Genomic DNA, 12602 nt, shown 5'->3' with positions numbered 1-12602 from the left:
ATCCAATTGAAGACACGCCCTAGAAATAATCAATTGCTATTGCTTAATAACTACAAAACCAGCTTGAAGTTTTATCAATGCGCAAACGTTTTTAATGTAAAAACGTTTGCCATTAAATATTATAACCCAGCGATTTTGCTATCGCCGTCTTCACGGTCAAGACCAAAGGCGGTGTGCAATGATTTCACGGCTTTTTCTAAATGCTGCTCTTGAATAAGCACAGAGACTTTGATTTCACTGGTCGATATCATTTGGATATTGATGTTGTTTTCGGCCAAAGTCTGGAACATAAGGCTAGCAACGCCAGCATGCGAGCGCATACCAACCCCAACCAATGACACTTTTACTACTTCGTTGTTGGCCAAGATCTCTTTGGCACCAATCTCATCTTTGACTTCGTTTTCTAGCACTTTCATGGTTTTATCCATGTCCGTACGGTTGACGGTAAAGGTAAAGTCAGTAGTGCCATTGGTCGATAGGTTTTGCACGATCATATCAATTTCGATATTGGCGCGACCGATAGGGCTTAGGATGGCAGAGGCGATACCAGGATGATCAGGTACACCGCGCACGACTATTTTCGCTTCGTCGCGATTAAAAGCGATACCTGAGATGATTGCCTGTTCCATGTTGTCTCCTTCGTCTATCGTAATTAGGGTGCCGACATTGTCTTGAAAGTCTTGGTCGAAGCTACCATCGTTGTTTTCATCAAAGCTAGATAATACGCGCAGAGGTACGCCGTATTTGCCAGCAAACTCTACTGAGCGAATCTGTAAAATCTTAGAGCCAAGGCTTGCCATCTCAAGCATTTCTTCAAAGGTAATCTTTTCAAGTTTTTTGGCTTTTGAGGTCACGCGTGGGTCAGTGGTATAAACGCCATCGACATCGGTATAGATTTGGCATTCATCAGCGCCTAAGGCTGCGGCAATGGCCACACCTGTGGTATCCGAGCCGCCGCGACCTAAGGTTGTGGCGTTACCTTCTTCATCGATACCTTGGAAACCTGCCACGATGACAATGTTGCCTGCATCTAGTTGCTCACGGATGTTTTTGTCATCAATGCTTTCGATACGCGCTTTAGTGTGGGCATTATCGGTTTTAATGGCAACTTGGCGACCGGTGAATGAACGGGCGCCAATACCAAGCTCTTTAATCGCCATCGCAAGCAAAGAGATAGAAACCTGCTCGCCCGTTGACACCATCTGGTCGTACTCGCGCGGATCAGGTTGGCTGCTGATTTGGCGTGCTAAATCAATCAAACGGTTGGTTTCACCGCTCATGGCAGACACAACTACGATTACTTGATGACCGTTGTCATGCCAGCGTTTGACTCGTTTGGCGACATTTTTGATGCGGTCGATACTGCCCATCGAGGTGCCGCCGTATTTTTGTACTATTAACGCCATAAAAATCTACCTATTATTCACCAATGGCCATCTGTTACTTATCGACATCAATCCATCATGGCGCGGTTTGCCGTGACAGTGCAAGATTCATTTTAATAACGATAAAGCCGAATTATAAAAATTGCGCCCATTATTTGCTCTGCTATTTTACTGTTTATAACCATACACTTGATATGCTGACAGTCGCTAAGCGTGCTACTTTATACCATATTAGCCGTATAACTTTAAGTGCTAGCAAGCATTAGATATATGGCGATTGGTTATAACCGTTATAACCAATCCCCTATATTGCTACTATTTACGCCAGCTTTTCTGCAATCCAAGCGCTTAGTGCACTGATAATGGCATTGGTATTGGCAGATTTTGGTGCACCACCTTGGGCATAATCAGGCTTACCGCCACCTTTACCGCCAAGCTCGCTTGCCAAATGACGAATAATGTCGCCCGCTTTGACGCGATCGGTTAACGATTTGTCAACGCTTGCCGCTAGTGCTAGCTGCTCATCTTTATCGCCAATCAGCACGATGATACTGTACGGCAGTTTTGATTTCACATCGTCTATTAGGGTACGGATCGATTTGCCATCAACACCGCTTAAGGTGCTAATAAGTACCGATGTACCTGCGATGGTCTGCACATCATCAAGCAAGGTTGCCGCTTGGGCGCTGGCAATTTTTTGCTCTAAGCGTTCTAGTTGTTTTTCCAAATCACGCTGTTTGTCTGCCATGGTGCGCACACGCTGTGCAACCTCTGGACGTTTTACTTTTAGCTGGCTAGCAAGCTCACTCAGTTGCTGCTCACTTTGCTGCATATTTTTAATGGCATTCATACCGGTGACCGCTTCAATACGGCGTATACCTGCGGCAATACCTGATTCACTGGTGATTTTTAACACGCCAATATCGCCGGTACGCTGCACATGTAAGCCACCGCACAGCTCAATAGAAAACGGTTTGCGCTGACCATCAACGATATTGTCGGTACCCATGGTCAAGACACGGACGTCATTACCATATTTTTCGCCAAATAACGCCATCGCACCTTGCTTCATCGCTTCATCGATAGACATATGCTCGATACGGGCAGGGGTGTTGGCTTGAATTTGCTCATTGACAAGGCGTTCGATACGGCTGATTTCAGCAGCGCTAACCGGTTTGTCATAAGAAAAGTCAAAACGCAGTACGTCGCTTGAGACCAATGAGCCTTTTTGTGTGACTGCATCGCCCAGTACTTGTCTGAGCGCGGCATGTAATAGATGGGTGGCCGAATGGTTTTTGGCACTCGCCGCACGAATGCTTGATAATACTTGTGCATCGGCGGTTTGCTGAGCGTTAATTTCACCCATAGTAACCACGCCATAATGAATGATGGCTTGGCCAGATTTTTTGGTGTCTTGCACTTCAAAGACGCCTGTCGCTGTGCGAATCTCACCCAGCTCGCCAACCTGACCGCCGCCTTCAGCATAAAACGGGGTACGGTCAAGGACAACGACGCCTTCCATGCCCTCAGCCAAACTCTCGGCTGGATTGCCGTCTTGATAAAGCGCATGGATGGTGACGCCGTCTTCTTCAAGCTGCTCGTAGCCGACAAAGGTGGTTGGGTTGTCTACTTGGATGACGCTACTATAATCGACATCGAATTTGCCGGCATCACGCGCACGTTCACGCTGTGCTTGCATGTGTTCATCGAATTCTGCTTCATCAATCACAATACCACGCTCACGAGTGATATCAGCGGTCAAATCAACGGGGAAACCATAAGTATCATAAAGTTTGAATGCCGCCTCGCCAGAAAGAGTATCGCCGTCTTTTAAACCTTCAAGCTCGCTGGCTAGCAGGCGTAAACCTTGCGCTAAGGTTTTAGCAAACTGGGCTTCTTCTTTTTGAATGGCATTTTCAATCGCGCTTTGTTTGTCTTTTAGCTCTGGATAGGCGTCACCCATCTCAGACACCAAAGGCGCGACCATTTTATAAAAGAATTCACTATCAGCACCAAGTTTATTGCCATGACGTACCGCACGGCGAATAATACGGCGTAGTACATAACCACGACCTTCGTTACTTGGGGTGACGCCATCAGCAATCAAAAAAGCCACCGCACGAATATGGTCGGCGATGACTTTTAACGATGATTGTTGCTCATTTTCAATATCTAAAATCTCGGCAGCCGCATCCATCAAATGCACAAATAAATCTATCTCATAGTTGCCGTGCACACCTTGCATGATGGCGCTGATACGCTCAAGCCCCATGCCAGTATCGACGCTCGGCGCAGGTAGCGGCAGCATGGTACCGTCTTTTTGACGGTTAAACTGCATAAAGACGCAGTTCCAAATCTCGATATAACGGTCACCATCCTCTTCAGGCGTACCGGGCAAACCGCCTTCGATATCAGGACCATGGTCATAAAAAACTTCGGTACAAGGGCCACAAGGACCGGTATCGCCCATGGTCCAAAAGTTATCAGAGGCATACGGTGCGCCTTTATTATCACCAATGCGGATGATGCGTTCGCTAGGCAAGCCAATGTCTTTATGCCAAATATCAAAGGCTTCGTCATCAGTTTCATAAATGGTCACATACAAGCGATCTTTATCAATTGCTAACCATTTATCCGAAGTCAAAAACTCCCAAATATAAGCAATACCCGCTTGCTTAAAATAATCACCAAACGAGAAGTTGCCGAGCATCTCAAAAAACGTATGATGGCGCGCCGTATAACCGACATTATCTAAATCATTGTGCTTACCGCCTGCACGGACACACTTTTGTGAGCTCACCGCACGCGTATAGTCACGCGGCTCCATACCCAAAAAGGTTTCTTTAAACTGATTCATGCCAGCATTGGTAAATAACAATGTCGGGTCATTGTAGGGAATCAAGCTCGACGAGGCGACGGGGGTGTGCTGCTTGCTTATGAAAAAATCGATAAAAGCTTGACGAATATCGGCTGTTTGATGTGGCTGGCTCACAGCGGCTCCTTACTGACGGATGGTATTTAATAAAATAATTTTGCAAGCGATTTTAGCACAAACGTACCAAGCGTGTTGAAGATTCATAAGTAAACGCAGCGTAAATAGGGCTTATTTTTCGTTATGAAGGAGGCGCTTGCAGTGAGTGACTAGGATAAATAAATCCGCTAAATAACTTAGTTGGTTAAAATAGTCACATCGGTTTTATCGAGCTTATCTTGAATAAGTGGATGCGACTCAATCACCTGCACGGGCATATAGCGTAGCTGTAGCTTAATGGGCAAATAGTCGGGAAAATGTTCCGCTATATCTTGGCTAATAATTGCTTCGATTTGCCGAACGTCGTATGAGCTCGGCGTCGTCTCGCCGCGAATCACCGCACGCACAACTTGGTTGGTATCACTTTTATCAAACTGGGTATTGGTCAGCACGTTACCCTTATCGCTAAAGTAGCTATTAATCGTCTCTTTAACGTTGTTTTCAAAGCCTTGTTGTTTGGCACTGGTTTGTAGGTTGATGGACAAGTACGTCCCCAAACCGCCCAATAATAATAAAGTCACCGCATTACGGCGCAAAAACGTCAAATAGGTTTTGGATTTATAATCATCATCGACCAAGCGGCGAAAACCTAACAGCCATAGTACCAAAGCGTTGGTAAATTGAATGGCGATAATATTGGTCAAGGCCAATAGCAACGCGCCAAGTCCCATTTGCATCTCACTATTGGCGAATAAAATCCCACTGGCGGCAAGCGGTGGCACCAATGCAGTGGCCACTGCAACCCCAACCACAGCGACCGATAAATGCGGCGAAACCATGGCATAAGCACCTGCCGTACCACCAGCTAAGGCAATCATCAAGTCCATCGAAGTCGGCTGGGTGCGCGATAGTATCTCTGCTGTTAGCGGTTGGTCTTTGTGTAGCCAGCCAACGATAAAACCCACCAATACTACTAAAGAGATACCAAGAAATACCGTAATAAGCGATTTACGTAATAGCGGCATACGGTGGTCAATAATCGCCAACGCTACCCCAGTGATAGGACCGAGCATCATTGCTACCAGCATCGCACCGATGACCACCGCCGCCGAGTTGGTCACCAAGCCATAGCTTGCGATGATAGCCGAGAGAATGTTCATAATAAAATACATTTTACTCGGCAAGGCGTTGGCCTCAATCCTGACCCGTACTTCTGGATAGTCTACTTTTTTATTACTAAACTGCTCGGCAACGAACTGTTTATAAGACTCAAGTTTGGCTTCTTTTTTCTCTTTGACCTCGTCTTCTTCGCTATCTTCTACAGCGTCGTCTGCATTGTTTTCGTCTTTCACCGTTCTATCACTGGTTTGGCTGCTATCTTGAACTTGAGCAACATCCTGCTCGTTTTGCTTGCGATCTTCTTTGTCGTCCGTGTTTTCTGTATTCAAACTTGGTTTTGAATCTTCTTGTAGGTTCTGTTTAGTGAGTGACTTATCAGATTGGGTATTGTTTGAACTTGTCTGGCTAGAGTCAGTCTGATCTGCTGGGTTGACCTCAGCTTTATCCTTTTCCTGAAAAAATGCCTCGGCTGTATCGGTAAATTCAATATCCGCATTATCGTTTGTAGATTCATTGACAGGTTGAACGCCAGCTTCGTCTTCTGGCGCTTCTAAGGAAGCAACCACCACATCGGGTGCCACGGTTTCCACTTTGATGGTCGCTTCAGGTTTTTGTGCATCTTTTGACGCTGTTGCTCGTCCGTTATCATTGTTATTTTCGCTGTGCGTCTGTTCTTCAGTAACAGTCTCGTTGTCGATATTGCCAACATTACGTTCATCTGCAAACTCAGCATCGTTTTTAGGGTGATTCATAGGCAATGAGTCTTTAGAAGTGTCAGCGTGAGAGGAGGTCATAGAAGAAAACTTTATTAAAAAATGAGGTTAGAAGATAAAAGTGGCAGTTTAGGGTATAGAGAACGACAAGAACTCTAAAACTAAAGAAAGCAGAAAGTCTACTATTGTAATGATAAATGTCCAATAGCGTATTAATTTTTTTGTCTAAATAGAGGAGGTTTAGAAAAAGTCGGCAGATAATTCGCCTATATTTTTAAGAAAAAAGTATAAACTACAAATCAATAATTATAATATGGCTTTTAATATGAATCACTTGCTATAAATGGGCTGAAGGTCTATAAGAAAAGGCTTACTATTTGTGTGGATTTGGTGTATAAAGGTGTTATACCCACACAATAAATGAGGAATACATCATGAACTGGCCACTATTTTCTGTCATCTATTCAATAGCCGCAACCGTGACCGTCGGTGTATTAATGATTGCCGCTTTGGTCACAGGATTTAACCAAATCCCGCACATCCAAATGGCGGTTGCCGCAGGCATCATTGTCTCCATTCCTGCTGCCTTATTTTTTACCAAAAAAGTGGGAAGTATCACGGGTAAGGAAGGTCATAAAGCCTAGGGCTACAAAGCCTCGACTTTAAGACTAAGCTACTTCAAAAGCTGGCTATTTCAAAAGCTGAAAATAATAAAAATAAAGCCCGCTTAGTTTTAGATTTTATACCCATAAAAAAACAGCCCCTAAAAAGGAGCTGTTTTTTTTACTATTTATAAGGCATTATTATTCGTTTGTATTAATAACAACTATTTTAACTCAACGGTGGCGCCATTTTCGATATTGGCATACACCTCTAGCACATCCCAGTTGGTCAAACGAACACAACCTGCTGAGGCCTGACGGCTAATACCTTCAGGTTTTGGTGAGCCATGTAGACCATAAGAAGGTTTAGATAAGCCCATCCATACCACCCCGACAGGACTGTTTGGACCTGGTGGTAGCATGTGTACTTTTTTATCAGCACCATTACCGACCGTCGCTTTATACCACGGCATTTTTACTTTATTAATGATTTTAAACGTGCCTTGCGGTGATGGGGTAGCGTCACTACCAACGGTGGTCGGATAAGTGGCGACCAGTTTATCATCGTTATAAGCATACAAAGTTTTATCCGCTTTATTAGCGACCACACGATTGATGCGCTGTTTGAGCGGCGCGCGTGTGTTTAAGACGGTGATGGTTTCGCCAACTTTATATTCTTTGTTTTTATTCAGCTTATCTAAGTAACGCACGTCCATATGGAAGCGCTCACCGAACATCTCTTTGATGTCCTGATAATATAAGCCTTTCATTTTCGATTTGGCTTCTGCGCCTGCAGGCGTGGTAGCAAAGTTGGTATTCACATCATCTTCGGTGATGGTGTAGGTTACAAGCACTGGCTTATTGGCTGGGATGTTTTTATTCAAAGCGTCCCATGTTTTTTGATCCATTTTACCAGTCGCAGGCAAGCCTTTCATGGTTTGGAAGTTGATCAGCGCTTTTTTACTGTTCATACCCCAGCCGCCATCGATAGCGCCAGGTGAAGCGTGGTTCCAATCCAATAACGCTTGCATTTTGATGGTCATCGCGGAGTTGACCTTCATGTTCGGTGTCCATGTCGCACCGTTGACTTGCTTGGCATAATTCGACAGGTTTAGCGTGGTATATTTTTTACCATCAACATCTTCGATACTTTTAATAGAGGTATCGGCTGGGCGGTTATTTGCTACTGCTGCGCTAGGAGCAGCAACGGCTTGGCCATCACTGATGTCGTCAGTACTATCAGACTGTACATCTTTACGCGCCAACTCTTCGACGCTCATATTATCGGCGCTAACGGTTTGTTGCTCATCTGCTTGTCGCACGTCATTGTCGTCTTCTTCGTCAGCTTCCTGTTTTTCGTCAATCAGCTGTGTCATACGATCAGGTGATTTGGGTTTTAACGCAGGTGTGGCTACGGCAGGCGCACGACTATCGAGTGAACTGCTGCGGTTTTCTTGCACGTTAAGGCTGACTTTTTTCGCCATACTAGGCTGAGCAATAGTAGGCATTGAGTCAGCTTTACGTACTGGTAGAGTGCGCGTATTGTCGGCAGGTACAGCAACAGCGCCGACACTGGCACTAACAATCGCAATAGATATAGCGGTAATAAGGGGCTTCATTTTCATCATATTGGCTTACTTATGGTTATAACTAATGCGGCTATTATGCGCATAATTTAGAAGCTTCGCAAACTTTTGACACATCTTTTTTCGTTTAGTGCTTGCTAAACGTCAACGGTTGACGTATTCACTACAGTTGGGAAATAATTTAGTCATGCTAGCGGCAAAACTGCGCACACATTTGGCTAGAGTCATTGGTTATTTGCTTTATCGTTAAATGCTAGAGCGATAAGAGGTTAATGATAAATTTACCTATCATAAAAGTTGCCTTATTTATTTGCGGTAGTTTTTTGCGCTAAAAAACACAGTCATTGGCGCAGCGGAAAGTTTACGTCTATAATGTATGACAAGTTTTTATTTAATAAATTGGCTGTTAAAAATCAGCGATTTAACCCATCCGCATGTCGTCGATACGCATGCAATCAGTAAGGTGTGATATGTCAGAAGACCAAACCATGAGCGCAGAAGAGTTTCAAAATCAGTACTTTTCTGATGAGTCACAAGGCTTAGATGATGAGATGACCTACGATTTAGAAACAGGGCTGCTTGGTGAAGACGATGAGTTTGATAATTTGCGTGCCGAGCTTGCAGAAGCGTGTGAGCAACTGGTCAGTATCCGGGATTTTATTCGTTTTGCGGTCACGCAGCTGCGCAACTATGACGTGGTTGTCGCCCAAGGAACGACGGATGAATTTGCCGAAGCGTCGGCGATTGTGTTGCACACGCTGTCCTTAGATTGGGCAGCCAATGATCAGATTCTCGACTGTCGTTTAACCACTTCAGAGAAGCAGCAGGTATTAAGCTTATTAGAAGAGCGTATCGCTGAGCGTAAGCCGTTAAGTTATCTCATTAATTTATCGTATTTCTGTGACCTGCCTTTTTATGTCGATGAGCGCGTCCTGATTCCACGCTCACCAATCGCCGAGCTGATTCGTCAGCAGTTCCATCCGTACTTCGATGTTAATGAGTTGGCAAAGCCGCTCGGTATGAGCATGAACAATCAAGCTGCTGCCTTCTTTGATCATGGTTTAGAGATTAAGCAGTTGGCGCAGCCTGAGCGTATTTTGGATTTATGTACCGGTTCTGGCTGTATCGCTATTGCGCTTGCCACCCGCTTTGTTGATGCCTTAGTCGATGCGGTTGATATTGATAAAGGAGCGCTAGAAGTTGCGATGGTCAATGTCGATCATCATGATTTAGGTCATCAAGTTAATGTGATTGAGTCTGATTTATTTGCAAAGATTCCTGCTGAGCATCAATATGAGCTAATCGTCACCAATCCTCCGTATGTCGATGCCGCGATTATGGCGGATTTGCCTCCAGAGTTTTTATATGAGCCGGAACATGCGCTCGCTGCCGGTCAGGACGGATTGGATTTGGTACATCGTATCTTGTTTGAAGCGCCAGATTATCTTAGTCCTGAGGGCTTGCTGGTTTGTGAAGTCGGCGATAGTGAATGGGCGTTAAAGCAAGCGTATCCCGAAATCCAATTTGATTGGCTAAAATTTGCTCACGGCGGTCACGGTATTTTTGCCATGACTTATGATGAGCTTATGACTCATCGTCAATTATTTGCCGCTTATGTGCAGTTATTGGATAGCAATCAATAAAGTAAGTTTGACATTGACACTAAATTAAAAAACAGCAATTAAAAATCGACTTCATTTGTTTAAGGATAGATATGGCTGGCAATAGTATTGGACAGGTTTTCACCGTAACGACGTGCGGTGAGTCGCATGGTGCAGGCCTGATGGCTATCGTCGATGGCGTGCCACCAGGTTTAGAATTATGTGAAGCAGATTTGCAGGTAGATTTGGATCGCCGTAAACCTGGGACGTCTAAATACTCGACCCAGCGCCGTGAATCTGATGAAGTTGAAATTATCTCTGGCGTCTTTGAAGGTAAAACGACGGGCACATCTATTGGGCTTTTGATTCGTAACACCAATCAAAAATCAAAAGATTATAGTGAGATAAAAGATACTTTTCGCCCCGGTCATGCCGATTATACCTATAGTATGAAATACGGCTTTCGCGATTATCGCGGCGGCGGGCGTTCATCTGCGCGTGAAACGGCCATGCGTGTGGCGGCAGGTGCTATCGCTAAGAAATACTTGTATCAGCGCTTAGGCGTGCAAGTGCGCGGGCATGTTACCCAAATTGGCTCGGAATACAGTCAAGTGCTAGACCCAAGTCAAATCGACTGGGATTTTGTCAATAGCAATCCGTTCTTTTGTGCAGACGCCGATGCAGTCAGCCGCTTTGAAGTCTTGATAGACAGCTTACGCCGTGAAGGCACGAGCTGCGGAGCACGTTTGGAGATTATCGCCAGTGGTGTGCCTGTCGGACTGGGTGAGCCGGTATTTGACCGCTTAGATGCGGATATTGCTCATGCCATGATGAGTATTAATGCCGTTAAAGGTGTTGAGGTCGGTGATGGTATGGCGGTGGCAGGGCAGTTTGGACATAGTTCTCGTGATGAGATGACCCCTGATGGTTTTACGGCCAATCATGCGGGTGGCATCTTGGGTGGTATCTCATCAGGACAAGATATCCGCGTCAGTATTGCTCTGAAGCCAACCTCTAGTATTACGACAGCTGGCAAGAGTATCAATACAGATGGGGAGGCAATTGAGATGCTAACTAAAGGTCGTCATGACCCTTGCGTGGGTGTACGCGCGACCCCTATTGCGGAAGCGATGTTAGCGATTGTATTGCTTGATCATTATCTGCGTCATCGTGGTCAAAATGCCGATATTAAGCAACCAGTCCAATCGATTACTTAGATTTTCTGCTATACATTTATTTGCCCTTTGTCGCATCTACTGCTGTTCTATTAGATACGTTAGAGGGTTTTTTTATGGATGCCTGAAAAGTTAAGTAGGTAAGTTATAAACTCTCATTTAAATACGGTATGTCTTGCTTAATCAAACAAACAAATCTGGTTTTATTTATAAATTAAAGGAACTTAAAAACATGAGTAACTATTTAGATGCCGTTATTGTCGAACATAATCCCTCACAAAAAAAGATAGACAGAGCCGTGATTTGGCTGCATGGTTTGGGCGCTAGCGGTCATGACTTCGAGCCAGTAGTGCCGCAGCTCGGCTTAGCGGATGATATGGGGGTACGTTTTATCTTCCCACACGCACCCAATCGCCCAGTGACGGTCAATGGTGGTATGGTCATGCCCGCATGGTATGACATCTTAGAGATGAGCCTTGAGCGTAAAGTCGATATCGCTCAAATCGAAGAATCTTCTCAGCAAATTTATGACTTGATTGCTCGTGAAATTGAGCGCGGTATTAAGCCTGAGCATATCGTTATTGCGGGTTTTTCGCAAGGTGGGGCAGTGGCGTATCATGTGGCACTTGGCTATCCACAGCGCTTAGCAGGTTTGATGGCGCTGTCTACCTATCTTGCGACCAATGACAATATCAACTATAGCGCCGCCAACAAAGACATGCCGATATTGATTGAACATGGTACGCATGACCCTGTTGTACCTGTGGTCTTAGGGGAGCAAGCCCAGAATTTGTTATCGGCGAAAGGCTATAGTGTCGTTTACCATACCTATCCAATGGCGCATCAAGTTTGTATGCCGCAGATTCAAAATATTGGGCAATGGATGAATAAAGTTTTGGCTTAAATAATTGGGCTGTAACTTAATGTAATACAGCGCGCATATAGGTTGAAAATCGCTAGGCAGGTACTATATAATAGTCAGTCTTATTGGGGATGTTCTGGCTTCGACGCTGGTGATGAAACTCAATGATGCATGTCGAGAGTGTATGTCCTCTCGTTAATCAAACATATATTGTTATAGTCGCAAACGACGAAACTTACGCTCTAGCAGCTTAAACCCTGCTTACTTGGTTGCTGATCACCTACAGTTAGTCAACTAAGTTGAAGCGTCCGCATGTAGGCTCGCCACAAGTGATTGTCTCAATCGCTTGGGTTCAAAAGTAGAGAATCGTCCAATCCATCCTGACTGTCGGATCGGTGCGGATTAAAACTAAAGACAGAAACTAAACATGTAGATTCATGAGCGTAATGCTGGCGGACGCGGGTTCAACTCCCGCCATCTCCACCAAATATTAAAAATCCGATCACTTAATGTGGTCGGATTTTTTTTGGTTTAAATGTTTTTAACATAGAATAATGATAAATTGTGGTGTAATGGACAAAATTCATG

Annotated in this window: 8 protein-coding genes and 1 other RNA gene; 5 read left to right on the top strand and 4 right to left on the bottom strand. The window is 44.7% G+C overall.

Features of this window, described 5'->3' with window-relative positions; translation table 11 throughout:
- Positions 1-119 precede the first annotated feature (119 nt).
- The 3 genes from B2866_RS00075 to B2866_RS00065 all read right to left on the bottom strand — a co-directional run bounded on the left by B2866_RS00075 (position 120) and on the right by B2866_RS00065 (position 6269).
- Positions 120-1406 carry an aspartate kinase gene (locus B2866_RS00075; RefSeq protein WP_296189249.1) on the bottom strand — a complete coding sequence of 429 codons (1287 nt, stop codon included), beginning with the start codon at positions 1404-1406 and terminating at the stop codon, positions 120-122.
- A gap of 298 nt (positions 1407-1704) precedes the next feature.
- Complete coding sequence (gene alaS / locus B2866_RS00070; protein WP_296189246.1) at positions 1705-4377, bottom strand: alanine--tRNA ligase; 2673 nt, start codon at positions 4375-4377, stop codon at positions 1705-1707.
- A 176-nt stretch (positions 4378-4553) separates the two neighbouring features.
- Positions 4554-6269: a TIGR00341 family protein gene (locus B2866_RS00065; RefSeq protein WP_296189243.1), complete on the bottom strand. Its 1716-nt coding sequence runs from the start codon at positions 6267-6269 to the stop codon at positions 4554-4556.
- A 353-nt stretch (positions 6270-6622) separates the two neighbouring features.
- Between B2866_RS00065 and B2866_RS00060 the strand changes: the two genes are divergently transcribed.
- Positions 6623-6832, top strand: a complete 210-nt coding sequence (locus tag B2866_RS00060; protein ID WP_068404450.1) for a hypothetical protein — start codon at positions 6623-6625, stop codon at positions 6830-6832.
- A 182-nt stretch (positions 6833-7014) separates the two neighbouring features.
- Here the strand turns inward: B2866_RS00060 and B2866_RS00055 are convergent, their stop codons facing one another.
- Positions 7015-8274, bottom strand: coding sequence for a L,D-transpeptidase family protein (locus B2866_RS00055; RefSeq protein WP_414706740.1), 1260 nt, complete (start codon positions 8272-8274; stop codon positions 7015-7017).
- Between the two features lie 572 nt (positions 8275-8846).
- Between B2866_RS00055 and prmB the strand changes: the two genes are divergently transcribed.
- The 4 genes from prmB to ssrA all read left to right on the top strand — a co-directional run bounded on the left by prmB (position 8847) and on the right by ssrA (position 12500).
- Entirely contained in the window at positions 8847-10019 is a 1173-nt protein-coding gene (prmB, locus tag B2866_RS00050; RefSeq protein ID WP_296189237.1) for a 50S ribosomal protein L3 N(5)-glutamine methyltransferase, read from the top strand.
- 71 nt (positions 10020-10090) lie between these two features.
- Entirely contained in the window at positions 10091-11194 is a 1104-nt protein-coding gene (aroC, locus tag B2866_RS00045; protein WP_296189234.1) for a chorismate synthase, read from the top strand.
- Between the two features lie 190 nt (positions 11195-11384).
- Positions 11385-12056: an alpha/beta hydrolase gene (locus tag B2866_RS00040; RefSeq protein WP_296189232.1), complete on the top strand. Its 672-nt coding sequence runs from the start codon at positions 11385-11387 to the stop codon at positions 12054-12056.
- Positions 12057-12141: 85 nt separating this feature from the next.
- Positions 12142-12500: a transfer-messenger RNA gene (gene ssrA / locus B2866_RS00035) on the top strand.
- The last annotated feature ends 102 nt before the right edge of the window (positions 12501-12602 follow it).

Origin of the sequence: Psychrobacter sp. UBA3483 (assembly GCF_002377905.1) — a bacterium.
Taxonomy (GTDB): Bacteria; Pseudomonadota; Gammaproteobacteria; order Pseudomonadales; family Moraxellaceae; genus Psychrobacter.
Note: the sequence above shows the minus strand (reverse complement) of the source record. Positions and strands in the feature narration are given on the sequence as shown.